Source organism: Bacteroides celer (assembly GCF_002632415.2).
Classification (GTDB): domain Bacteria; phylum Bacteroidota; class Bacteroidia; order Bacteroidales; family Bacteroidaceae; genus Bacteroides.
In genome coordinates, this window is the sequence record NZ_CP178209.1 from 837,202 (window position 1) to 860,859 (window position 23,658).

At 42.5% G+C, this 23,658-nt stretch carries 20 protein-coding genes; 8 read left to right on the forward strand and 12 right to left on the reverse strand.

Annotation, left to right across the window (positions count from 1 at the left end; translation table 11 throughout):
* Nucleotides 1-2: 2 nt before the first annotated feature.
* On the reverse strand, nucleotides 3-1,262 hold the full coding sequence (locus tag CJF29_RS02965) for an ABC transporter permease (RefSeq protein WP_008649823.1): 1,260 nt from the start codon (nucleotides 1,260-1,262) through the stop codon (nucleotides 3-5).
* A gap of 30 nt (nucleotides 1,263-1,292) precedes the next feature.
* Complete coding sequence (locus CJF29_RS02970) at nucleotides 1,293-2,009, reverse strand: ABC transporter ATP-binding protein (protein WP_004296202.1); 717 nt, start codon at nucleotides 2,007-2,009, stop codon at nucleotides 1,293-1,295.
* Nucleotides 2,010-2,188: 179 nt separating this feature from the next.
* On the opposite strand from CJF29_RS02970, the gene CJF29_RS02975 reads away from it, so the two are divergent.
* Nucleotides 2,189-3,169, forward strand: coding sequence for an ROK family protein (locus CJF29_RS02975; RefSeq protein ID WP_074558608.1), 981 nt, complete (start codon nucleotides 2,189-2,191; stop codon nucleotides 3,167-3,169).
* 273 nt (nucleotides 3,170-3,442) lie between these two features.
* On the opposite strand, the gene rplS is transcribed toward CJF29_RS02975, so the two are convergent.
* Nucleotides 3,443-3,793 (reverse strand): 50S ribosomal protein L19, encoded by a 351-nt coding sequence (gene rplS / locus CJF29_RS02980; protein WP_004296199.1) that lies wholly within the window; start codon nucleotides 3,791-3,793, stop codon nucleotides 3,443-3,445.
* A 155-nt stretch (nucleotides 3,794-3,948) separates the two neighbouring features.
* Between rplS and CJF29_RS02985 the strand changes: the two genes are divergently transcribed.
* Genes CJF29_RS02985 through CJF29_RS02995 form a run of 3 tightly spaced genes read left to right on the forward strand, consistent with a single transcriptional unit; the run spans nucleotide 3,949 to nucleotide 8,607 of the window.
* On the forward strand, nucleotides 3,949-4,734 hold the full coding sequence (locus CJF29_RS02985; protein WP_099147122.1) for a 5'-nucleotidase C-terminal domain-containing protein: 786 nt from the start codon (nucleotides 3,949-3,951) through the stop codon (nucleotides 4,732-4,734).
* Nucleotides 4,735-4,759: 25 nt separating this feature from the next.
* Complete coding sequence (locus tag CJF29_RS02990) at nucleotides 4,760-5,599, forward strand: bifunctional metallophosphatase/5'-nucleotidase (protein WP_099147123.1); 840 nt, start codon at nucleotides 4,760-4,762, stop codon at nucleotides 5,597-5,599.
* Nucleotides 5,596-8,607, forward strand: a complete 3,012-nt coding sequence (locus CJF29_RS02995; protein WP_099147124.1) for a glycoside hydrolase family 3 N-terminal domain-containing protein — start codon at nucleotides 5,596-5,598, stop codon at nucleotides 8,605-8,607. The genes CJF29_RS02990 and CJF29_RS02995 overlap by 4 nt, the downstream gene beginning before the upstream one ends.
* 87 nt (nucleotides 8,608-8,694) lie before the next feature.
* Here the strand turns inward: CJF29_RS02995 and CJF29_RS03000 are convergent, their stop codons facing one another.
* The 4 genes from CJF29_RS03000 to CJF29_RS03015 all read right to left on the reverse strand — a co-directional run bounded on the left by CJF29_RS03000 (nucleotide 8,695) and on the right by CJF29_RS03015 (nucleotide 13,085).
* Complete coding sequence (locus CJF29_RS03000; RefSeq protein WP_004307005.1) at nucleotides 8,695-9,321, reverse strand: porin family protein; 627 nt, start codon at nucleotides 9,319-9,321, stop codon at nucleotides 8,695-8,697.
* Nucleotides 9,322-9,336: 15 nt separating this feature from the next.
* Nucleotides 9,337-9,972 (reverse strand): DUF4136 domain-containing protein, encoded by a 636-nt coding sequence (locus tag CJF29_RS03005; protein ID WP_099147125.1) that lies wholly within the window; start codon nucleotides 9,970-9,972, stop codon nucleotides 9,337-9,339.
* A gap of 223 nt (nucleotides 9,973-10,195) precedes the next feature.
* Nucleotides 10,196-10,549, reverse strand: coding sequence for a MarR family winged helix-turn-helix transcriptional regulator (locus tag CJF29_RS03010; protein WP_004296191.1), 354 nt, complete (start codon nucleotides 10,547-10,549; stop codon nucleotides 10,196-10,198).
* A gap of 31 nt (nucleotides 10,550-10,580) precedes the next feature.
* Nucleotides 10,581-13,085 (reverse strand): FAD-dependent oxidoreductase, encoded by a 2,505-nt coding sequence (locus CJF29_RS03015; protein ID WP_099147134.1) that lies wholly within the window; start codon nucleotides 13,083-13,085, stop codon nucleotides 10,581-10,583.
* Nucleotides 13,086-13,214: 129 nt separating this feature from the next.
* Here CJF29_RS03015 and CJF29_RS03020 point away from each other — a divergent pair, with 129 nt between their 5' ends.
* Nucleotides 13,215-14,555: a sigma-54-dependent transcriptional regulator gene (locus CJF29_RS03020; protein WP_099147126.1), complete on the forward strand. Its 1,341-nt coding sequence runs from the start codon at nucleotides 13,215-13,217 to the stop codon at nucleotides 14,553-14,555.
* A gap of 91 nt (nucleotides 14,556-14,646) precedes the next feature.
* Here CJF29_RS03020 and proC read toward each other — a convergent pair whose 3' ends face one another.
* Entirely contained in the window at nucleotides 14,647-15,462 is an 816-nt protein-coding gene (gene proC / locus CJF29_RS03025) for a pyrroline-5-carboxylate reductase (RefSeq protein WP_099147127.1), read from the reverse strand.
* A 53-nt stretch (nucleotides 15,463-15,515) separates the two neighbouring features.
* Complete coding sequence (locus tag CJF29_RS03030) at nucleotides 15,516-16,829, reverse strand: aspartokinase (protein WP_099147128.1); 1,314 nt, start codon at nucleotides 16,827-16,829, stop codon at nucleotides 15,516-15,518.
* 439 nt (nucleotides 16,830-17,268) lie between these two features.
* Between CJF29_RS03030 and CJF29_RS03035 the strand changes: the two genes are divergently transcribed.
* Nucleotides 17,269-18,561, forward strand: a complete 1,293-nt coding sequence (locus tag CJF29_RS03035; protein WP_099147129.1) for an MATE family efflux transporter — start codon at nucleotides 17,269-17,271, stop codon at nucleotides 18,559-18,561.
* A gap of 42 nt (nucleotides 18,562-18,603) precedes the next feature.
* Nucleotides 18,604-19,311, forward strand: coding sequence for a TIGR02757 family protein (locus tag CJF29_RS03040; protein WP_074558596.1), 708 nt, complete (start codon nucleotides 18,604-18,606; stop codon nucleotides 19,309-19,311).
* Between the two features lie 136 nt (nucleotides 19,312-19,447).
* Here the strand turns inward: CJF29_RS03040 and CJF29_RS03045 are convergent, their stop codons facing one another.
* The 3 genes from CJF29_RS03045 to CJF29_RS03055 all read right to left on the reverse strand — a co-directional run bounded on the left by CJF29_RS03045 (nucleotide 19,448) and on the right by CJF29_RS03055 (nucleotide 22,968).
* Nucleotides 19,448-20,734 carry a leucine-rich repeat protein gene (locus CJF29_RS03045; RefSeq protein ID WP_008644993.1) on the reverse strand — a complete coding sequence of 429 codons (1,287 nt, stop codon included), beginning with the start codon at nucleotides 20,732-20,734 and terminating at the stop codon, nucleotides 19,448-19,450.
* Nucleotides 20,735-20,745: 11 nt separating this feature from the next.
* Nucleotides 20,746-21,150 carry a hypothetical protein gene (locus CJF29_RS03050; protein ID WP_008644994.1) on the reverse strand — a complete coding sequence of 135 codons (405 nt, stop codon included), beginning with the start codon at nucleotides 21,148-21,150 and terminating at the stop codon, nucleotides 20,746-20,748.
* A 162-nt stretch (nucleotides 21,151-21,312) separates the two neighbouring features.
* The gene (locus CJF29_RS03055; protein ID WP_099147130.1) at nucleotides 21,313-22,968 is read right to left on the reverse strand and encodes a hypothetical protein; all 1,656 of its coding nucleotides are present in this window, start codon (nucleotides 22,966-22,968) and stop codon (nucleotides 21,313-21,315) included.
* Nucleotides 22,969-23,160: 192 nt separating this feature from the next.
* On the opposite strand from CJF29_RS03055, the gene CJF29_RS03060 reads away from it, so the two are divergent.
* Complete coding sequence (locus CJF29_RS03060; protein WP_008645002.1) at nucleotides 23,161-23,628, forward strand: very short patch repair endonuclease; 468 nt, start codon at nucleotides 23,161-23,163, stop codon at nucleotides 23,626-23,628.
* Nucleotides 23,629-23,658: the final 30 nt, after the last annotated feature.

Sequence of the window (23,658 nt, forward strand, 5' to 3'; positions counted from 1 at the left end):
TCTTAATCTGCTCTAAGTGCTTCGATCGGTCGGATGCTAACTGCTTTTCGGGCAGGGAATAATCCGGCTAACGTACCAGCTATTATTAATGTGAGTGTAGCCTGTATGGCGATTCTTATATCTACTGTCGGATTTAGGAAAACGGTTTCCGTCCACATTCCGGTGTCCATGGTCTGATTGCCGAAAGCGCTGTTCATCCATTCGGTCACTCCGATACCGGCTACCATGCCGATATATCCGAATATGGTGGTGATGGTGACACTCTCTACAATAATCAACCAGAGAATGGAAAGCGGTTTGGCTCCCAAAGCCTTACGAATACCAAACTCGCGGGTACGTTCTTTGACGGTAATCAGCATGATGTTGGAAACTCCAACGATTCCGCTAAGTAACGTAAAGATGCCGATTACCCAGATGGCGATACGCAGCATGCCCGAACCTTTCTGCTGTTGCAGATAGTTGGTAAACCGGTTCCATATCCAGATAGCACTGTGGTCCGTTGGGTCAAACCGATGGTTGGCTCCCAATACTTTGCGGTAATGGGCTTCAAAAGCCTCATTGGCCTCTACTGTTTCCAGATTTTTGGTAGTCATGACCAGGTTATTCAGTTTGTCTCCTTTATTATAAATCGTTTGTAGAGTGGTAAAAGGAATGTAGGCATCGCTGTCTCCGCTATCTCCTTTATCATTATAAAGACCTACTACCTGATAAACCACATTTCCGGCGTTGACAAACTGTCCGATTGGCTCGGTATGAGTCTTGTTAAAAAGGATTTCTGCTGTTTTCTTATGAAGCACAATAACTTTCCGGCGTTCCTTGATATCGATTTCATTGATAAAACGTCCTTCGAAAAGCTTCACGACTTCTACCTCTGTATGATTGGGATATACGCCGGAAAGGTTCAGGCTGACGTATTCTTGTCCGAAACTAAGATTAACGCCTCCCTGCCACACGGTTGCTCCGGCCTTGATGACATGATTCGGGAAATAATGACTGGTAGCATCCATGTCTTTATTGTCCAGTTGCACCCGTCTTCCTTCTTTCAGTCCGTCGTATGATTTACTGGTCCATCCCGGAAAAATCTTGATGGAGTTCATGGCACGTTCGGAAGCCGATTGCTCGAATGCGTGGATCAGTCCGTTGCCTGCACCTAGTAGGACGATAAGCATAAAGATTCCCCATGCCACGGCAAATCCTGTGAGAAAAGTCCTTAGCTTGTTGCGTTTGATGGTACTATATATTTCTTGCCAGATGTCAATCATGATAATGTTTGTATAGTGGTGGATTTTAGATTATTTCATGATACCGTCTTTTCCGAAAGGAGAAGCGTCATGGTCGATATTATCTTCAATACGTTCGATGATTCCATCTTTGATATGTATAATCTTGTCTGTCTGGTTGGCGACTCCACTTTCGTGGGTGACAACGACAATCGTCATTCCCAGTTTATGAAGATCTTTCAGAATCTGCATCACTTCCACAGAAGTTTTGCTGTCCAAAGCTCCTGTTGGTTCATCTGCCAGAATGATTTGTGGTTGGGTGATTAAAGCTCGTGCAATGGCTACACGTTGTTTCTGACCGCCACTCATTTCGTTCGGCATGTGATGTGCCCAGTCTTTTAAACCCAGACGGTCGAGATATTCCAAGGCAAGCGCATTTCGTTTTTTGCGACTTATACCCTGATAAAATAAAGGAAGTGCTACATTCTCTACGGCATCTTTAAAGGAAATCAGATTGAATGACTGGAAAATAAATCCGATCATACGGTTCCGGTATTCGGCAGCTTTGGTTTCGCTCAAGTTCTTGATAAGTACGTTGTTCAAGTAATAATCTCCGGTATCGTAGTTGTCGAGGATTCCCAATATGTTGAGTAAAGTTGATTTCCCAGACCCGGATGCTCCCATGATAGAAACAAATTCCCCCTGTTCAATGTTGAGATTGATACCTTTAAGTACATGGAGAGGCGCTCCGTTGTTGTAGGTCTTGTTGATATTCGTTAGTTGTATCACAATTTTCTTTATTTAGTTTCTGTTTTCTGATAATTTTCTACTATTAGACGTGCGAAAGATACGAAAAGTTGCAAACAGGTTGAACTTTTTTCAAAAAACATTTTGTAGACTCAATCTTCTTTACGTAATTTGTGTGCAGTAAACTTAATGATTAACTAACCCTTTTAAATAAAAGTATCATGAATTCAAACATGGAAAAACCCTACGTAGTAGGTATTGACATAGGCGGAACGAATACCGTCTTTGGAATTGTAGACGCACGCGGAACTATTATTGCCAGCAGTTCAATCAAAACATCTGGTTACCCTACAGTAGAAGAATACGCTGATGAAGTGTGTAAAAGTCTGCTTCCATTGATTATTGCTAATGGTGGTGTTGATAAAATCAGAGGTATTGGTATCGGTGCTCCGAATGGCAACTACTACACGGGAACGATTGAATTTGCTCCGAACCTGCCTTGGAAGGGAATTCTTCCGTTGGCTGCCATGTTTGAAGAAAGACTGGGTATCCCCACTGCTTTGACAAACGATGCAAACGCTGCTGCTATCGGTGAAATGACTTACGGTGCTGCCCGTGGTATGAAAGACTTTATCATGATTACACTGGGTACTGGTGTGGGTAGCGGTATCGTTATCAACGGTCAGATGGTGTATGGTCATGACGGTTTTGCAGGTGAATTGGGACACGTTATCGCCCGTCGCGATGGTCGTCTTTGCGGTTGTGGCCGTAAGGGATGTCTGGAAACTTACTGTTCGGCTACCGGTGTAGCTCGCACAGCCCGTGAATTCCTTGCTGCCCGTACGGATGCTAGCTTGCTTCGTAACATTCCTGCAGAAAACATCACTTCAAAAGATGTGTATGATGCAGCTGTACAAGGTGATAAACTGGCACAGGAAATCTTTAACTTTACAGGTAACATCTTGGGGGAAGCACTGGCAGATGCTATTGCATTCTCCAGCCCTGAAGCAATTGTATTGTTTGGTGGTTTGGCTAAGTCCGGTGAGTATATCATGAAACCAATTCAGAAATCAATTGATGATAATATCCTGAATATCTATAAAGGCAAGACTAAACTGCTCGTTTCCGAATTGAAGGATTCTGATGCTGCTGTACTGGGCGCCAGTGCATTGGCTTGGGAACTGAAAGATTTGAAAGAATAACATTTCATTATTATAATAAAGGTAATGAAGCCTCGGGAGTTTATGACTTTCGGGGCTTTGTTTTATTTAGTCCTTTCTGACGTGTACGGCTTATTCAGACAAAGGGTTATTCTCACCGGAGTGAGAAAATATTCTTATACCTTTGAGGAATTATTCTCATTGCAATGAGAATTTTTTCTCATAGGCATGAGAATGTTTGAGAAAATATACAATAAAAAAGGGAACCTCATAATGAAGTTCCCTTTTTTATTTCGAATCGAAAAGTTCGGCTTATTAGTTAGCTCTTTTTTCTTTGATTCTAGCTTTCTTACCAGTAAGAGCGCGCAGGTAGTACAATTTAGCGCGACGAACTTTACCTACCTTGTTCACTTCGATGCTATCGATAGCCGGTGATTCGATTGGGAAAATTCTTTCTACGCCTATAGTTCCTGACATTTTACGTACAGTAAAACGTTTCTTGTCTCCGTGACCAGCGATTTTGATAACAACACCACGGTACAACTGTACACGTTCTTTGTTACCCTCGATAATACGATATGCTACTGTTACAGTGTCTCCTGCTTTGAAGCTCGGGTGCTGTTTTCCGGTAGCAAATGCTTCTTCTGCAATTTTAATTAAATCCATTGTTGTTATTATTAAATTGTTTCATCGTTACAACGCAACATACCAAGTATCTCTTCTCTTGACAGCGATTGCGCGAAAGCGGTGCAAAGTAACGAATTATTTGCCAGATAGCCAAATGTTTTTGTATATTTGTGGCATATCTAAAAATAGCGAACATGAAACAGACTTATGTAAAGTATCTGATGGTGGCGACGTTTGCAGGAGGCTTCCTGTTTACTTCCTGCCGGACCGCACGCGAGACTACGGCACAGTACGAAGTAACCAAAGTAGAGGGTAGCATGATAACGATTGATTCTGTTTGGGACACCCATCCCAACGCGAAAGCTGCCGAAATCTTAAAGCCTTATAAGGAAAAGGTGGATGCGATGATGTATGAAGTCATCGGCACCAGTGCGATGAAAATGGACAAAGGAGGTCCCGAAAGTTTGCTTTCCAACCTTGTTGCAGGTGTTTTGCAGCAAGCGGCTGTTCAGGTGTTGGGGAAACCTGCTGATATGGGATTGGTAAATATGGGCGGCTTGCGTAATATCTTGCCCGAAGGAGATATCACGGTAGGCGATGTGTTTGAAATTCTTCCTTTTGAGAATTCTCTTTGCGTACTGACTATGAAAGGAACAGACTTGAGACGTCTTTTTGAAGCGATTGCATCTTTGCACGGAGAAGGAGTGAGCGGTATCCGCCTTGAAATCACCAAAAATGGAAAGTTGCTGAACGCCTTTGTCGGTGAAAAACCACTAAAGGATGACCAGCTTTACACGGTGGCCACTATCGACTATCTGGCAGATGGAAATGGACGGATGGATGCTTTCCTGCAGGCAGAAAAGAGAGTATGCCCCGAAGACGCAACCTTACGCGGACTATTTCTTGATTATGTACGCAAACAGACTGCCGAAGGCAAAGCGATTACCTCTAAACTGGATGGACGTATTACCATAAAATAAAAAGGAGAATCTAAAAATATTGAATATGAAAAGAATTCAGATATTATTCCTGTTATGTCTTGCATTGAGCTTTACTTTCTCAATTTTTGCGCAGGATAAGGATACCAAAGAAGTGATTATTTTACAAACAAGCGATGTGCATAGTCGTATCGAACCTGTCAATCAGAAGGGGGACGAATACTATAATAAAGGTGGTTTTCTTCGCCGGGCTGTTTTTCTCGAACAGTTCCGCAAGGAGCATAAGAATGTGCTGCTTTTCGACTGCGGAGATATTTCTCAGGGAACACCTTATTATAATATGTTCCGCGGAGAAGTGGAAGTTAAACTAATGAATGAAATGGGTTACGATGCTATGACTATCGGTAACCATGAGTTTGATTTCGATGTGGATAATATGGAACGTATTTTCAAGATGGCTAATTTCCCGGTTGTTTGTGCCAACTATAATCTGGATGCTACGGTATTGAAAGATATAGTTAAACCCTACGTCGTTCTTGAGAAATATGGTTTGAGAATTGGTGTGTTTGGCCTTGGAACCCAACCCGAAGGGATGATTCAGGCTAATAAATGCGAAGGAGTCGTTTATGAAGATCCTATCCGCATATCCAACGAAATAACTGCTTTGTTGAAAGACGAAGAAGGTTGTGATTTGGTAGTATGCCTGTCTCATCTGGGCATTCAAATGGATGAACATCTGGTTGCCGGGACACGCAATATCGACGTGATTCTGGGCGGGCACTCTCATACATTTATGAAAGGCCCCAAAACATACTTGAATATGGACGGAAAAGAGGTGCCTGTTATGCACACGGGAAAAAATGGTGTTCGTGTAGGCCGTCTCGATTTGACTTTGAAACATAAATGAAGATAATTCCCTCAATAGTAACGCTTTTATTCTTTATCGCAGCCGGCACGGTTTCAAGTCCGGCGCAAAATGCTACAACCGTTGAACCTCTGCTGGTGTATAAAGCCCTTCAGGACAAGGACTGCCGGCACTGGGTTGATTCGGTTATGGATAAGCTTTCCTTTAAAGAAAAGGTAGGGCAGTTGTTCATCTATACCATTGCCCCGGTAGATACCAAACGAAACCTGGAACTGTTGCGCGAAGTGATCGACACCTATAAAGTGGGCGGACTTCTCTTTTCCGGTGGGAAGATGCAAAATCAGGTTGAACTGACAAACCGGGCGCAACGGCAGGCTAAAGTCCCTTTGATGATTACCTTTGATGGAGAATGGGGACTGGCCATGCGTTTGCGTGGTATGCCTGTTTTTCCACGGAATATGGTATTGGGATGTATCCGTGACAACAAGCTGCTCTATGAATACGGGCGTGAAGTTGCTCGTCAATGCCGACAGATTGGAGTACAGGTCAACTTTGCTCCGGTAGCGGACGTGAATATAAATCCTGAAAATCCCGTAATTAATACCCGTTCTTTTGGAGAAGATCCGATACAGGTGGCTGACAAGGTAATCGCTTATGCTTCCGGTTTGGAAGGTGGAGGGGTTTTATCTGTGTGCAAACACTTTCCCGGGCATGGAGATACCGATGTCGATTCGCATAAGGCACTTCCGGTACTTCCTTTCACTCGTGAACGTCTGGACAGTGTGGAACTTTATCCTTTTAAAGAAGCCATCCGTGCCGGATTGGGCGGTATGATGATAGGACATTTGCAAGTTCCGGTGATAGAACCGATTGGTGGACTTCCGTCTTCCTTGTCCCGCAATGTCGTATACGATTTGCTGACAGATGAACTGGCGTTCAAAGGACTGATATTTACGGATGCGCTTGCCATGAAAGGAGTGGCGGGAAATGGAAATGTCAGTTTGCAGGCTTTGAAAGCAGGTAATGACATGGTATTGTCTCCCCGAAACTTGAAGGAAGAGATACCGGCCGTATTGGAAGCCATTGAAAAAGGGGAGTTGACCCGCGAAGATATTGAAAGCAAATGCCGCAAGGTCTTGACTTATAAATATGTGTTGGGACTCAAGAAAAAGTCGTATGTACAATTATCCGGTCTGGAACAACGGATCAACAGTCCGCAAACGCGTGATTTGGTTCGTCGGTTGAATTTAGCGGCAATAACAGTTCTGAACAACAAGAATCATATTCTCCCTCTGCATACAGACAAAGAGCAGACGATTGCATTGCTCGAGGTAGGAGATCCCGGAGAAACTGATGCGTTGGCGAAACAACTTTCCCGCTATACGTCTTTGGCTCGTTTTTCCCTTCGTGCCAATCAACCGGAAGGGGTAAATCAGCGGTTGCGTGATTCTCTGTCTACCTATAAACGGATCATTGTAGCCGTCAGCGAACAGCGGCTGGCTCCTTATCAGCCTTTCTTTGCGAAGTTTGTTCCCGAAAGCCCGGCCATTTATCTGTTTTTTACTCCCGGGAAGATGATGTTGCAGATTCAGCGGGCGGTGGCTCATGCTTCGGCAGTTGTGCTGGGACATAGTTATAATAGTGATGTACAGCGGCAGGTAGCAGATGTGTTATTTGCCAAGGCATCTGCAGACGGGCAGCTGTCGGCAAGTTTGGGAGAGCTGTTCCCGGCGGGAGCAGGAGTGACCATTACTCCCAAAACACCGTTGCATTTCGTTCCGGAAGAATACGGGCTTTCCTCTGTTCATCTTAAACGGATTGATTCCATTGCATTGGATGGTATTCGTCAGGGAGCCTATCCCGGTTGCCAGGTGGTGGTGCTGAAAAACGGTCATATTATGTTCGACAAGGCTTTCGGTACTTATACGGGCAAAGGAAGTTCTCGTGTCGAATCTACGAATATTTACGATCTGGCTTCCCTTTCAAAAACGACGGGCACCTTGCTTGCCATTATGAAACTCTACGATAAGGGACGTTTTAATCTGACAGATAAGATTTCGGATCATTTGCCGTTCTTGCAACGTACTGATAAGAAAGATATAACGATTCAGGAAATTCTGTATCATCAATCCGGTTTACCCTCCTGGATTCCTTTCTACCAGGAAGCTATTGACAAGGATAGCTATGATGGAAGGTTATTCAGTGCACGAAAAGATGCACACCATCCGTTACAGTTGGGGACCACCTCATGGGCGAATCCGAAATTCAAGTTCAAGAGTGAATATGTCTCTTCCGTTAAAACCGGTGATTATATTGTTCAGATCTGTGACAGCTTGTGGTTAAACCGTTCTTTCCGGAAGGTGATAGAAGAGAAAATAGCAGAAGCTCCGTTAAAGCAGAAACGCTATGTATATAGTGATGTAGGATTTATATTGTTGGGAATGTTGGTGGAACAACTGGCCGGTATGCCTATGGAAGTCTATTTGCAACGTGAGTTTTATGAACCGATGGGGTTGGAGCATACTGGTTATTTGCCTTTACGCCGTTTTGCCAAGTCGGAAATTGTTCCTTCTAATAAAGACCGTTTCTTGCGTAAAGAAATTTTGCAGGGATTTGTGCATGATGAGGCTTCCGCTTTCTTTGGCGGATTGGCCGGAAATGCCGGACTTTTCTCTACTGCCCGTGATGTAGCCCGCGTTTATCAGATGTTGCTGAATGGAGGGGAAATAGATGGTCAACGTTATCTAAGTAAGGAAACCTGTCAGTTGTTTACTACTGAAACATCGAAGATCAGCCGGCGTGGTTTAGGCTTTGACAAGCCCGATGCAGATGATCCGAAGAAAGGGAATTGTGCTCCTGCCGCACCTGCCGAAGTGTATGGCCATACCGGATTTACCGGTACATGTGCATGGGTGGACCCGGTGAATGAACTGGTTTATGTATTCCTTAGCAACCGGATTTATCCGGACGTAACGAACCGCAAATTGAACCAGCTGCACATTCGTGAGCGAATACAGGGAGCTATTTATGATGCGATGAAGAAAAAATAAAAAAAGAAAGGTAAAAGGTGCCTATATTAAAAGCTACCTTTTACCTTTTTTATTATTAACGTAATATTCTGATAGTTGCAGTTCTTTTTAGAACGATACACCCAAGCGGAAACCGAAGTTACTCAATCCGTCTACACTGTAATGCAGTACGTCAGCCTTGTTGGTACCATAGCTGTAGTACAAAGCAAAGTGCAAGCCCGGTCCGTAAACCCATGGGAATACATTGATACCTACTTCAGGAGAAGCGTAGAATCCCCAGCTGTTTTCTCTTGCTTCCAGCATATTGAAGTTAGAGCGGACTTTTGCATATTCAGCACCTAATTTAGCACTGACATAAGGTTGGAAAGACCCGCCACGATTCCACTGGTAACGTGCAGCAGCACCGAAAGGCAATTGGAAAATAGTATGCTGTTGGTCGGTAGTAACTTCACCGGCACCCATTTGGAAGGTTTCGCGGCCTACATATTCGTGGTTGCTGTGATAGTTCAGGAAAAGACCCAAGCCAATGTTAGGAGTAACGAAATAACCACCTTCGAAGTTCATACCCCAACCGCTTGCTTTATCTGCAAAGTGATTACTTAATGGAGCGTTGAATTGCCAGTCTATATTCGCATATCCGTTGTCTGATAACTGTGCCTTAGCCGGCATAGCGAAGGCGATGGCAATAGCCGCCAAGGCTACTACCTTGAAGTATATATTTTTTCTTGTTTTCATAACAGTTGTAGTTGTTTATTTGTTAGTAAGATAAGGTGACTGAGTGAATGATTGGTTGACAGCTTCTACTGCGAGAGTGCGGTTGATAGCTTTGGAACCAGTCTCAAATCCGGTCAGATAACTTGTCCATACAACAGGCAGTTTTTTACTGTCCCCTTGTTCAGCTTTCAAGTTCACCATTTCTGTCAGGAAGGAGTTAGTACTATAACTGTAAGTTACAGCGTACGGGTAGTACCATCCGCCACCCCAGTTGCCACCCCAGTAGCCAGGTCCCCAGTATCCGGGATAACCCCACCACCATTCAGGTTGTGCGTAGCTGGTGAAATAATAAGTACTTGCGATGTAGCTCACTTGGATACCAAGATCTGCACTTTCCTGGTCGGCTGCCGCTTCGTAACCTCTAGCTTCCATATTGTCTGTATAAGCAGCCAGAATTTGTTCTGCGCCTTCGCCTTCGAGATATTTCGGTTCTTTACTGTCACTAATCACCAGAATCTGGGGTGCCAGATAGAATGTAGGAACTTTGAAATCGGCTTTCTTGTCGTAGTTAGTGTATACCAGATAATTGTCATCCAGCTTACCCATGTCCGGGTCTTTTTCACATGAAGCGAGTGCAAAGACCGCCAATAAAATAGGAATTAATTTCTTCATATCTTTTATAATGTTTAGGTTATATAAAAATCGCGCCCAGGTACCTTGGGCTTTTGATAGAAACAATAAGAAAGGTGGAAAAAGGTTCAGATGGAAATTTCTTTTGCCGGAAAATTAACATATATCTTTTGCCCTGTTTAAAGAAAAACGGTGAGCACTCTGCCCCATTATCAGGGAGTTTGCTCACCGTTCATTATTTACAGATAATTGTTTGAAAATCCGTTTATTTAAACAGGGGTTTAAGTAGATCGGGTATCTCTACCTTATCAAGTTCCAGTTCATTTACTCGCTGCTTGCCCGTATGGGTCAGGTGGAAGTACATCTGTCTCCGGTCTTCGCTTCCGAGCGACCGGACGATCAGTCCTTTTTCCTCCAGTATTCGCAGCATTTTAGATGTGTGTGAGGGGCTTAGCTCGGTTTGCTTGGACAGGTTGGTAGCCGTCACTTTCTCCGATGCCTCTTTGAGGGCACACAATATCATTGCTTCATTTAGCGTTATCTGGTACATTTTTTCAAATGCTGTTTCAAAGTTTCCCATTGCTTTGAATACATCACGCATTGCACATATTGTTTTCATACACTATTTAAATATTTCATTTGTTCATTTTTTAAATAAATAGATTAACGTTTGCGTTATCCGCCCGTTCCATATACGTTGCTACACCGCCAATGGTCACCTCGTCCAGGAGTTCTTCTTGTTTGACTCCCATCACGTCCATTGACATCTGGCAAGCAATAAATTCCACACCGTTTTCCAGCGCTTGCTGGCGCAGGGATTCCAGTGAATCAATCCCTTTTTTGTTCATGATATACCGCATCATTTTTCCGCCTATTCCGCCCATACTCATCTTAGATAGTTTCAGCTTTTTGGAGCTGGAAGGCAGCATCATGCCAAACATTTTTCCGAAAATATCCTTTTCGGTTTCCGGTTTGTGCAACTTCTTGATGACGTTCAGTCCCCAGAACGTAAAGAAGATGGTGACTTTTTGTCCCGTAGCTGCTGCGCCGTTTGCTAGTACAAAAGTAGCCAAGGCTTTATCCAAATCATCACTAAACATGATGAAGGTTTTTCCTTTGCCCTCACATGAAGTAACAATATTGCACGATTTTGGTTCTCCTTTTTCTATTACAACGATAGATTTTCCTCCGGAGGTATCTTTCGAAATCAATTGATTACCCGTCGAACTGCACCATGCGGCGGCGTCGCGCGGAAAACCTGGATCGGTTGAGGTGATTTCCACCCGTTCGCCTGAAATCAGTGTATCCATTGTTTTCTTCATTTTCAGAATCGGACCGGGACACTGTAACCCGCAGGCATCCACCCGGACTGTTTTGGCAGGGGTAGCGGAAGCATCAGCTGCAGCAGTGACGGGAGCTGTAGAAACGTTGGGTTGACTGGTTTGGGAAGCGGTTTCCTTTTGTATGGGTGATTCGTCTATTTCGTTTCCATTTTCTTCCCGTATGATGATGGGAGCAGTGGCAGCCCGATAAGTCTTTAATCCTCCCGAGAGATTACGTACCTTGTCAAATCCGTGTTGTGTCAGTATACGGTAAGCAAGATACCCCCGTAACCCGACTGCACAGAATGTATAAATCATTTTATCTTTCGGTAATTCTGCCAACCGGTCGCGAAGTTCATCCAACGGAATATTCACGGCACCCGGTAAGCTACCCAATGAAAATTCATCCGGGGTGCGGACATCCAATAGGAACTTATTTTCCATTTCAATGTCTCGCAATTCTCTCCAATACACAGGATTGGTTTTGCCTGTGATGATATCTTCAGCTACATATCCTGCTAGTGCTACCGGATCTTTGGCCGAAGAGAACGGAGGAGCATACGCTTGTTCCACTTTCATCAGATCGTAGATTGTTCCCTCGTGCTTGATGACAAGTGCGAGTTCGTCAATCCGTTTGTCCACCCCATCGTAACCAACGATTTGTCCGCCATACAATCTTCCTGTCTTTTTATCGAAAGTGATTTTAATGCTCATCGGCATGGCATCCGGATAGTAACCGGCATGGGAAGCGGGATGAATGGTAGACGACATATAGTCTATCTCTTCCTGACGCAGACGCTTGCCGGGTAAGCCGGTTGAAGCAACGGTCATGTCGAAAACCTTTGCGATTGAAGTACCGATAGAGCCTTCGTAAGGAATCTTTGCTCCGAGGACATTGTCCGCAACGATGCGTCCCTGACGGTTGGCAGGTCCGGCGAGATAGTTGAGCCAAGGTTTGCCCGTGATCGGGTGGCGGAACTCGATCGCGTCACCGATGGCATAAATAGACTCGTCAGAGGTTTGCAGGTAATCGTTTACAGCGATACCTCCTGCAGGACCGATAGTCAGTTCGGCAGCCCGTGCCAGATTGGTTTCCGGACGTACGCCGATAGATAGAATAACGATGTCAGCAGAGATTGACTGGCCATTCTTGAAAGTAACTTTCAATCCTCTTCCATCCCGGCTAAAAGAGGCGACAGCTTGCTCCAAATAGAGGTTTACTCCTTTATCCATCAGATGTTGATGAACAAGTGATGCCATCGAAAAATCAATAGGGGCCATCACTTGATTGCCCATTTCCACAATCGATACTTTCGCTCCCTGTGCATGTAAGTTTTCCGCCATTTCAAGGCCGATAAATCCGGCTCCTACGACAACGGCTTTTCGTGGGGCGTGGCTCTTGATATATTCTTTGATCCGATCTGTGTCGGTGACATTTCTTAGTGTGAAAATTCCACTTAGGTCGATTCCGGGAAGAGGGGGGCGTACCGGAGAGGCTCCGGTAGATATGACTAACTTATCATAGCTCTCTTCATAAGTATCTTCACTGCTTTGCCGGATGGTCACTGTCTTTCTTTTCCGGTCAATGAAAATCGCTTCGTTTTCTGTACGTACATCTACGCGAAAGCGTGTAGAAAAGGCTTCGGGCGTTTGCACGAACAATTTATCCCGTTCCTCTATCACTCCCCCTATATAATAGGGTAGGCCACAATTGGCGTATGATATGTACTTTCCTTTTTCTAAAAGGACAATTTCAGCTGTTTCATCTACTCGTCTGATTCGGGCAGCAGTGGTGGCTCCTCCTGCAACTCCCCCAATAATAATTATTTTCATCTGTTTATAGCGTAAATAGTTTCCTGTGGAAAGAACAAACTGTATGGAAGAAATGTTCATGGATTCAGATAAAAAAACTATATTTGCGCACCCTGTTTTTCATTCTTCTATTTAATGTAGATAAATTGTATGAATAAAATTCTTATTATTGACGATGAAGTCCAGATTCGCAGCCTTTTAGCTCGTATGCTGGAACTTGAGGGCTATGAAGTGTGTCAGGCAGGTGATTGCAAAGCTGCCCTCAAACAACTGGAAATTCAATCGCCCGACGTAGCTTTATGCGATGTTTTTCTTCCTGATGGAAACGGAGTAGATCTGGTGTTGAACATCAAGAAAATAGCTCCCAATGTAGAGGTGATTCTTCTTACTGCTCACGGCAATATTCCCGACGGGGTGCAGGCTATTAAAAACGGTGCATTTGATTATATAACGAAAGGAGATGATAATAACAAGATTATTCCTTTAATCAGCCGTGCCGTGGAGAAAGCAAAGATGAATGTCCGTTTGGAAAAACTGGAAAAGAAAGTCGGGCAGATGTACTCGTTCGATTCTATTCTGGGTGAGTCAAAGGTGTTGAAAGAGGCTGTATCTCTGGCGCAGAAAGTGTCTGTGACAGATGTTCCCGTATTACTGACGGGGGAAACAGGAACAGGAAAGGAGGTCTTCGCGCAAGCTATACATTATAGTAGTAAACGGAGCAAACAGAATTTTGTGGCGGTCAACTGTTCGTCTTTCAGCAAAGAACTGCTCGAAAGCGAGATGTTCGGACATAAGGCTGGTTCGTTTACCGGTGCGTTGAAAGATAAGAAAGGGCTTTTTGAAGAGGCCAACAACGGAACGATCTTTCTGGATGAAATCGGGGAGATGGCTTTCGAATTGCAGGCAAAGTTACTGCGTATCCTCGAAACGGGAGAATATATAAAGATCGGTGATACCAAGCCGACACGGGTAAATGTGCGTATCATCGCTGCTACCAACCGCAACCTGCAGGAGGAGATCAAAGCAGGACACTTCCGTGAAGACTTGTTTTATCGTCTTTCGGTTTTTCAGGTGCATCTTCCTCCGCTTCGTGAACGTACCGGTGATATCAGAATTCTTGCAACTGCTTTCGCCAAGAGTTTCTCCGAAAAACTTTCGTATGCCATCAATGAGATGACTCCTGCTTTTCTGGAAGCACTGGAACAACAGCCGTGGAAAGGGAATATCCGTGAATTGAGAAATGTGATTGAGCGTAGCCTGATTGTGTGTGAAGGGGGGCGACTGGATATTTGTGATCTTCCTTTGGAAATCCAGAACACTCATTATGAATGTTCGGATGATAGTGTAGGCAGTTTTGAGTTGGCCGCAATGGAGCGTAGACATATTGCACGTGTGTTGGAATATACGAAAGGGAATAAAACGGAAGCTGCCCGTTTGTTGAAAATCGGACTTACCACCCTGTACCGGAAGATAGAGGAATATAAAATTTAAGCATATATTTTCTTAAGTCCTTTATGCTGGCTTTGGGATATATAGCATCTCAAAATAGGCAAAAAGGACTTGAGAAACCATACCATAAAGACTATCGGAAGATTTTTGCATCTTCTTCCTCTTTATCAATCAAAGTTGTGGCACTGCTTTTGATGGCTTGAATAATAGAAGAAGTGAAGCCTTTGTGCTCCAGTTCGTTCAATCCTTTTATAGTGGTTCCGCCCGGAGTGGTTACTTTCTCTATTTCCAGCAATGGATGAGTGTTATGATTCAGAATCAGTTCTGTCGCTCCTTCCATGCTATACGCTGCCATTTGCATGGCATCCTTGCCGGGAATTCCTAGCTCAATCCCTGCCTGCATAACCGCTTGCATATATTTTAAGGCGAAAGCTATTCCGCTGGAGGTCAATGCGGAAGTGGTATCTAGTTGTTTCTCTTGCAGGAACAGGCATTTTCCTCCTTCTTCAAATATCTGTTTTATTAATTGCTGATATTCTTTATCGGTTCCGCGGGAAGCTATCAAAGTGAGGCTGGAACGTTCTGTAATGGCCATATTGGGAACTGCCCGAAAGATAGGCATCTCGGCTTCTGTTAAATGAGCCAGGTGGGAGATACATACTCCGGACACAAGAGATACGAGGATTTGTGTACGCGAGAAACGTAGAGAGGACAATACTTCATCTACTTTCCAGGGATTGATGGCGAGGACGATTACTTCGGCTTCCGATATGGCTTGTTGGTTATCGGTCGTTATGTGTATTGCAGGGAAATGTTCTTGCAGTCTCTCCAGTTTATCAATGTTTGGATTGGAGACAATAATGTCTTTCTCATTGTAAAGATGTCCTTGCGCCAGACAAGTGACAATGGCACTCCCTATATGTCCGGCTCCTATAATAGCTATTTTCATCTCTTTATTTTTTTTATTTGGCTTTCAGATGTCTCTTTTTATCCGGCTTTGAATCAGGCTGCGCACTGACTCTCAAAAAATTGTCTGGATAGCGAACTAATCAGTCTGTTTTTATCTGTGGTATGTACAGATAGTGTGAAACAATGATCGCTTCCTCCATAAGAAATGAGAGATACGGGGATATCTTTGATAGTATCCATAATATGGCTTTCTACTTGTGTGCGTTCCCAATGAAGGGAGCCGATGATATGTATTACAGACATATTTTCGTCCATAACCATTTCGGCATATTTGTGTAGTTCCCTTTGAATGATTCGCAGGGTGTCCCGGCTGGCTGTCAGCATCATCGAGATGGATACATTGGATGAGGCCATTGAGATGACATTGATTTGATATTTGTTGATAACTTCCAATATCTTACCCATAAACAAATATCCGGGCAATACATTTAATGAGGTAAAACGTACAAAGGTAGCCGAATCCTGTGAGAGGATGGCCTTGACACTGTTGCCTGTGTCATGGGAAGATATATAGAGTCGTTCTGTTGACAGATCGTGTGTATCGGTTAGGCGGATAACTATATTAGAGCGTGCCGCAAGGGTTATACAATCTGCGTAGAGCAGGTGTACTCCGCTGTTAATCAGTTGTTCGGCTTCTATGTAGGTTAGTGAATGTTGTTCTCGCAGACAATTCCGATTTGCGTAGATATGATTGATAGGGGTGGATAACAGTATTTCGTCCGCTTTGAATAGGGTGGCAAGCACTGTTGCATAGTAATCATTGCGTTGTTCGCTCATGAAGTCTATTTCACCATACACATTTCTGCAAATGGAAAGTGGGGCGATAAAAATATCCACATTCCGGTTCTCGTCAATGTATTGTTGGATAGATTCTTGAATATATGGGATGTCCGGCTTTCTTTCCAGATTGATCTGTATAAGTTTGCCGGTATCTAATGTTTGGGCACGAAGACCCTGTTGACGTAAGCAATAAGTGAATAAATCACTGGATAATCCGTATACTTCCGCTTTTATCATTTTATCAATCAGTAAATCTGCTTTGTCTTCTACAAGTATATGTATTTTCTTTATACACTCCAGAATCCGGTTTTTAATTTCCTGATTTAAGTGCGAATCTGTAATGAGATGATTGGCAAGGGTACAGCAATATGCTTCGATGGCATTGACTGTGGTATGAGAAACTTCATCTTCTTCGTGAAACCAACTGATGGAAATAGCCTGTAACCACTCCTGTAATTGTGCCAATATAGGGACTACAGCTACATAAGGATGTTCTTTCTGAATACAATTGATTACTTGCTTCATTTCATCCTCATCTTTAATTTTCTCGAATTTACAAACTTTCATTGTTATCTGGTTATTTATTGGTTACTACTCTTTTCAAAATGATATGCCTTTTTTCAAAAGAGAAAGATATTTAAGAATCATTCCTTAGCTTTAGAATATGGTATATCTGTATAAATCAATCTGTTAATGTTGCAATCAATGTTTTTAATACATCTCTTTACTATAAGTAATCTGCTAATACCATACCACATTGGGATATGAAAATAAGATTTCTTATCTTTGTTGCGTAATTGATTGATAAACCAGCAATATTCATCCATTTATGAAACTCTGCATATAGCTACGCTCAACGAATAGCATCATTTCTAACAGGGCTATTCAGCTATCCGACAGGCAACTACTCGCCTGCCAAAGAGTTTTATATCCATTTTTATAAATTTACGGAACTGTGTGCTGCTATGATGTGGTATACCGTATCGTGTTATTTTTAAGTTGAGCAATGAATTATACATATAAGCAAATATGGCTCATCAACTTTCCTGTGATGATGAGCATTCTAATGGAACAATTAATCAATATTACCGACGCTATTTTCCTGGGGCATGCGGGAGAAGTCGAACTGGGGGCTTCCGTGCTTGCCGGAATCTATTATTTGGCTGTTTATATGCTGGGCTTTGGATTCAGCATCGGGCTGCAGGTAATGATTGCCCGGAGAAATGGGGAACAACATTATAAAGAGACGGGACGTACATTTTTTCAGGGATTATATTTCCTGTCGGGTATGGCAGTCATTCTTTGTTTGGTGATTTTGCTTGTTTCTCCATTTATCTTACGCCGGTTGATAACTTCAGATGAAATTTACCAGGCAGTGATTCATTATCTGGATTGGCGCAGCTTCGGTTTGTTGTTCTCATTTCCTTTTTTAGCTTTCCGGTCTTTTCTGGTAGGGATAACAACGACCAAAGCATTGTCCGTGGCAGCTATCATGGCTATTTGTATCAATATTCCTTTTAACTATCTGCTGATATTCAAACTGAATCTGGGTATATCCGGGGCGGCGATGGCTTCTTCTTTGGCTGAGTTCGGAGTTTTTATCGTACTCCTATTATATATGTGGGCAAAAGTAGATAAGGTAAAATATGGGCTAAAGGTCGTCTATGATGGGAAGTTGATGATAAAGTTGTTGAGGATATCTGTATGGAGTATGCTTCACTCTTTTGTCAGCGTTGCTCCCTGGTTTCTGTTCTTCGTTGCTATCGAGCATCTGGGAAGGACAGAGCTTGCTATTTCCAATATTACTCGTAGTGTTTCTACCGTCTTTTTTGTGATTGTCAACTCTTTTGCATCCACTACTGGTTCATTAGTCAGCAATCTAATTGGGGCGGGGCAGGGGAAGGAACTTTTTCCCGTTTGCCATAAAGTTCTTAGGTTGGGTTATGCCGTGGGAGTTCCATTGATAGTTATGACTCTTTGGGGTAACCAATGGGTTATCGGATTTTATACGAATAACGATAATCTGGTGAGACTAGCTTTCTATCCTTTTATAGTTATGCTGTTGAATTATGCTTTTGCACTGCCCGGATATGTTTATATCAATGCTGTTACCGGTACAGGAAAGACGAAGCTCGCCTTTATCTTCCAGTTAATCACCATTCTTGTATATTTGATTTATCTGTATCTGTTAAGTGAATGTTTTCATGCTTCTCTGACTGTGTATATGACGGCAGAATATTTGTTTGTTATTTTATTAGGGATGCAATCTATCATTTACTTAAAGAGGAAATCCAACTAGAATATGTATTTTTGTACTTTCAATACTTGATACTTTCTCGAAATGACTGAAGATATAAAGAATAAACTTTTGATGTGTGCGGAGATGTATCATCGCGCAGACTTTATACAAAGCGATCCGGTGCAGTTTCCCCATCGTTATACGCTGAAACAGGATATCGAAGTCAGCGGTTTGCTGACGGCGGTTATGAGTTTTGGCAATCGCAAACAGATCTTGAAGAAAGCGGACGAATTGCACGGGCTAATGGGAGATTCGCCTTATCAGTATGTATTGTCCTGCCAGTGGGAGAAGGATTTTCCTTCAGGAGCAACCAATAGCTTTTATCGGATGTTGTCGTATGCTGATTTTTATGGATACTTTCGGCGATTATATATAGCTTATACACAGTTTGAAAGTCTGGAGGAAGCTTTGATGTTATATCCCGGAATACCAATGGAAAAGTTATGTGCATTTCTTGAAGTTTCTGCCAAAAGTCCTCAAAAGAAACTGAATATGTTTTTGCGTTGGATGATTCGCCGGGATTCGGAGGTCGATTTGGGGATTTGGAAAAGTTTTGATCGCAGAGATTTGATTGTTCCTTTAGATACACATGTCTGCCGGGTAGCCCATTATTTTAAGTTGACGGATGTGGAAACCTTTTCTCTGAAAAATGCCCGCCAGATAACGGCAGCATTGGCTACAGTCTTTCCGGATGATCCTTGTCTGGGCGATTTTGCTCTGTTCGGCTTGGGGGTGAATGGGGAGATTTAAATAGATAAACTAATAGTACTGATTTTTCCGGTTATTATCGAAAATATAGTGTTTTTCTTAAGTTGTTTCGATTATAACCGAAAAAGTCGATATTAAACCAACTTTATTCGATTATAATCGAAAAACTGGAGAACTGTTAGAACGTTGTTATCTTGTTTGTGAAATCCCTCCAACCATTTGCGTTCTTATATTTTTCCACAGACTCGGCAGGAACACGAATGACGGTAATATCATTCGGAAATCCGTACCATACTTTTTCAAATACCTGCGGAGGTGTTATCCCTTCTACCTTTACTTCTTTAATACCTGTATTATTGAAAGCCGAAAAATTAATCTGTGTGACGTTTGCCGGAATGGTTAATTGGGTCACTTTCTTATTACCACCCAGTAATCCCTGTCCCAATATCCGAATACTTTCAGGTATTTCGAAGCGAGCCAATTTCGGACATCCTTCAAGACAGTAGGGGTGGATCATAGCTTCGGGATCATCATTGAAAGCACTCCCGTAGGTGGTCACTTCCGCCAATTCCGGACAGTAATAAAAGGCTCTTTGCGCCATGGTTGTAACGCCGTTCGGTAACTTCACGGTTGTAACGCTACTTTCCCGGAATGCTTCCAATCCGATTGTTTTTACATTTTCCGGAATCTCAATCGTTTTCAGTTGAGATGTCTTAAGGAATGCCTGTGCTCCGATTTCTTTCAGTGTCGCAGGCAGCAGCACTTCTTCAACGCCCGCATATACAAAAGTGCTGGCGGGAAGTTTGGTGAGTTTTGTTTGGCTTAAATCTGCTTTTTTCAAATTCCGGCAATAGTAAAAAATATTTTCCTCCATCTGTTCCAGGCTTGATGGAAATACTATTTCCTGAATGGCCGAATTGAAGAAAGCCATATCTCCAATCGATTTTAGTCCTTCATTGAGTACTACCTTTGCTATTTGGCTGTTTCTGAAGGCAGCTTTCGGGATTGATCTCACGCTATTGGGAAGTATGATTTCATTGTATCCTTTTAATATTTCCGTCAATACTCCGTTTTCTATACGGACGGGTGAAACCTGAACAGAAAAGCTTTTCTGTTTTCCTTCCAGTGTGATGGTTACTTCTTGTTTTTCAACAGGCGTGGATGAAGAGAAACCGCTGATCTGTTCCGGGGTAACTTTTACAGGCCGTTGTTTCCCGTCATCATATTTGCCTGTCACGTTAAGGCCGGTTAAGTCTATATTCTCTCCTAATGCATAAATTGTTTTTGAGGGTAGCTGTTCTATGAAGAAATCTTCAAGTGAAGCCTCTATGGGTTCAGCAGGATTTGCTGCCGAAGGTGAATCTTTCCTGTATTCGTCATTTTCGGTGCTGCAACTTAGTAATATTGTTCCCAAAAACATTTGCAGACAAAGTGCGGTTATTATATAAAGTCTAGTTTGCTTCATGTGATAAAGGCTTAGTTAGGGAATTGGGTTAAACGTATTTCTACTTTTACAACTTTTCCAGCTTCTACGGTTTTGCCGGAAGACCATATCTGATAGTTGTCAGGACCACCCCCTTCTTGTACCACGAATGTCAGGAACCGTTGCGACTGCATTGTAAACCATTCCTCTCGTGGCAGTACAAAGATGGCTATACCACTTTCATTGGTCTGTGTGATTGCGGTTGGCAAGGTTAAATTATCTTTTTCAAAAATCTTATAATCTTTTTCATTATACATTTTTACGGGAACGCCCGTTACAATTTTTCCATTCTCATCATAAACGGATACCACTACTTTTGCTTCTTTCATTTCTTCGTTTCCTTTTTCGCAAGCTACCATGAAAAGTATGGCGCTTAATAGAATAACAATCTTCTTCATAATCTTTTCTTTTTTCTAATTTTTCGAATGCAAAAGTAATAAGATTGCATCAAAATCGGGTTATGATGCAATCTTGCAAATTTAACACTTTGATTTAAAGTGTGTTGATATTCAATGGATTATAAAAGATGTATTCTAAGATTTCTAACACAGGCCTAACACCTATCCGAAAAGTGCTAAAAACAACTCCTTATTGGCTGTTTCTGCCGATTTAATACGCGATTTGAGTCGTGATTTACGGGCGTATACATTGGCAACCGTATCTTTCATGAACAAACTGATTACTTGTGGTGAGAAACCTACAAAAATATAACAAAGCAGTCGTGTGTCAGTTTCTTTCATTGATGGAAAATCATTCCGTAACTTCTCCATTGCATTATCATGGCAGGTATTTACGATAAGTTCCAGCTCTTGCAACATTGCATTGTTCTCTGCAAAATCGGTGATAATCTGTTTCACTTCGTGGAACATAGCCGCCTGTTGTGATGCGGTATTTTCACGCTCATAGTAAGTCTTTCCCAGTTTGTCAATGATGTCAAAGCGTGAAGCTATCAAACCTTTTAAATGGATTTCTGCATTGCGCTGTCCTTCCATATGTTCTGTCAGGGTTTTGTATTGGGCGTTGGCTTCTTCGGCGAGTAGCAGATAGTGGTCGGTACGCTCGCGTTGCAGGCGCAGACGTTGACGGATGGTGTAGTATGCTACCCCTATTATTAGAAAAATTACGCTTGCTATGGTAATCTCCCAGGTAGTACGGTTCTTCATCCGGTATTCGGCAAATTTGGAGCGTTCCTTGAAATAGTCACGTTCCACCATACCGGCGGAGAATTGCATATTTGAACGTGTCAGCGAGTCAGTCAGATAGATATAATGGTGTATCTTCTTGGTTGCTTTCTCGAAGTTCTTGGCTTGCGCCTCAATCCGATAAGCGGTGTATTGCAGGTCTGCCATATCACGTATATCGGTGGAATGTGTTTCTGCAAGTGCCAGATAGTAGCGTGCGCTGTCTATACGGTTTTTCAGAAGATTCACATCTACTAGCGTATGATACCCGTATACCGTGTCTTGCCGGGCGGAAAATTCGATGCGTTGCAGTAGGTCATGAGGAATTTGTTTCTTGCCTGACACTACATAGAGAGAAGCAAGATTGGTAAGGCTAGCTTTAGCTAACTTATCGTACTTGTGTTCATCGGCCAAATCGAGTGCGGCAGAATAGAGCCGCATAGTTTTCTCCATATCTTTTGAATTGAAAGTTGCGGCTGCCATATCGAGAGTTGCCTCTGTTTCTTCGCGAGTGTTATTGGACTGTCGGAAGTTATTGCGAGCTTCACGAAAATAGTGATAGGCCTGGCTATAGTTCATTTGGTCATAATACACTTCACCGATTTGACTATATAAAAGCTCTGCATAATAAGGCTCATTGGTGTCTTTCAGTTTCTCTTCAATTTCTAGGAAAAGACGTAACGCTCCCGGTTTGTCTCCTGCGCGCAGTTTAACCCGTCCCCAATAATAAAGAGTCTTGCATTGGCGGCGTAAATCTTTGGGATGATGTTTATAATGGCTCCAAGCCTGGCAAATGAGCGAATCATTGGTTACTTTGATGTGATTTTTGTCTAAAGCCTCTGAATAAAGCAACGCATATCTGGCCTGTTCTGCCTGGTTTCCTTCCGGCTTTAGTTGTCGTAAAATTGTTAAGGCACTGTCCGGTTTATTCTGTAACAGTGCTTCCGCCTCGTCGAGCTGGGAAATCTGTTCTCTGTTATAACATCCTGTAAAAAAGAGAATTGCTAATAGTTTGAGTATAATTCTGCATTTCATGCTGTGAATGTAGTGAAAATATCGCGAATTTAGTTAAAGGCGTCCATAAATATTTCGGTGCTTGTTTTGAGAGTATGGGGATTGAAGAGATAATGAGTGCATTCTTTGTGTTTAATATTATAATTCATGGATGATAATTTTTATCTTTGCATTAGGAATCATTTATCTTTTGCATTTAAATTTTGTTGATGTATGGTAGACGTTTTAACAAAAGAGCAACGGCGGAAGTGTATGTCGAATATTCGTAGTAAAAATACGAAGCCGGAGATTCTTGTGCGGAAATATCTATTTTCCCAAGGTATTCGTTTTCGTGTTAATGTGAAAAAGTTGCCAGGAACTCCTGATATTGTGTTAAGAAAGTATAGAACAGTGATCTTTGTAAATGGCTGTTTCTGGCATGGACATGAAGGGTGTAAATATTATGTTTTGCCGAAGACCAATACAGAATTCTGGAAAGAAAAAATAGAAAGGAATAAAGAACGAGATTTGAAAGAACGAATGCAACTCCGAAATATGGGATGGCATGTTATCTTGTTATGGGAATGTCAATTGAAAAGTAAAGTCCGGGAACAAAATTTGAAAGGGTTAGTATATACTTTGAATAAGATAGTATTAGAAAACTATAATGCAAATTATACTTGTCTAGAAACTTTTCTTTGAATGACTATTAGGGGAAGAAAAAGGATATAG

Coding starts and splice junctions, on each gene's coding strand:
- CJF29_RS02975 (WP_074558608.1), top strand. CDS start 2,189: ATGAATTCAAACATGGAAAAACCCTACGTAGTAGGTATTGACATAGGC.
- CJF29_RS03055 (WP_099147130.1), bottom strand. CDS start 22,968: ATGAAATGCAGAATTATACTCAAACTATTAGCAATTCTCTTTTTTACA.
- CJF29_RS02965 (WP_008649823.1), bottom strand. CDS start 1,262: ATGATTGACATCTGGCAAGAAATATATAGTACCATCAAACGCAACAAG.
- CJF29_RS03050 (WP_008644994.1), bottom strand. CDS start 21,150: ATGAAGAAGATTGTTATTCTATTAAGCGCCATACTTTTCATGGTAGCT.
- rplS (WP_004296199.1), bottom strand. CDS start 3,793: ATGGATTTAATTAAAATTGCAGAAGAAGCATTTGCTACCGGAAAACAG.
- CJF29_RS02990 (WP_099147123.1), top strand. CDS start 4,760: ATGAAAAGAATTCAGATATTATTCCTGTTATGTCTTGCATTGAGCTTT.
- CJF29_RS03015 (WP_099147134.1), bottom strand. CDS start 13,085: ATGAAAATAATTATTATTGGGGGAGTTGCAGGAGGAGCCACCACTGCT.
- CJF29_RS03020 (WP_099147126.1), top strand. CDS start 13,215: ATGAATAAAATTCTTATTATTGACGATGAAGTCCAGATTCGCAGCCTT.
- CJF29_RS03060 (WP_008645002.1), top strand. CDS start 23,161: ATGGTAGACGTTTTAACAAAAGAGCAACGGCGGAAGTGTATGTCGAAT.
- CJF29_RS03040 (WP_074558596.1), top strand. CDS start 18,604: ATGACTGAAGATATAAAGAATAAACTTTTGATGTGTGCGGAGATGTAT.
- CJF29_RS02995 (WP_099147124.1), top strand. CDS start 5,596: ATGAAGATAATTCCCTCAATAGTAACGCTTTTATTCTTTATCGCAGCC.
- CJF29_RS02985 (WP_099147122.1), top strand. CDS start 3,949: ATGAAACAGACTTATGTAAAGTATCTGATGGTGGCGACGTTTGCAGGA.
- CJF29_RS03035 (WP_099147129.1), top strand. CDS start 17,269: ATGAATTATACATATAAGCAAATATGGCTCATCAACTTTCCTGTGATG.
- CJF29_RS03010 (WP_004296191.1), bottom strand. CDS start 10,549: ATGAAAACAATATGTGCAATGCGTGATGTATTCAAAGCAATGGGAAAC.
- CJF29_RS03000 (WP_004307005.1), bottom strand. CDS start 9,321: ATGAAAACAAGAAAAAATATATACTTCAAGGTAGTAGCCTTGGCGGCT.
- CJF29_RS03045 (WP_008644993.1), bottom strand. CDS start 20,734: ATGAAGCAAACTAGACTTTATATAATAACCGCACTTTGTCTGCAAATG.
- CJF29_RS03030 (WP_099147128.1), bottom strand. CDS start 16,829: ATGAAAGTTTGTAAATTCGAGAAAATTAAAGATGAGGATGAAATGAAG.
- CJF29_RS03005 (WP_099147125.1), bottom strand. CDS start 9,972: ATGAAGAAATTAATTCCTATTTTATTGGCGGTCTTTGCACTCGCTTCA.
- proC (WP_099147127.1), bottom strand. CDS start 15,462: ATGAAAATAGCTATTATAGGAGCCGGACATATAGGGAGTGCCATTGTC.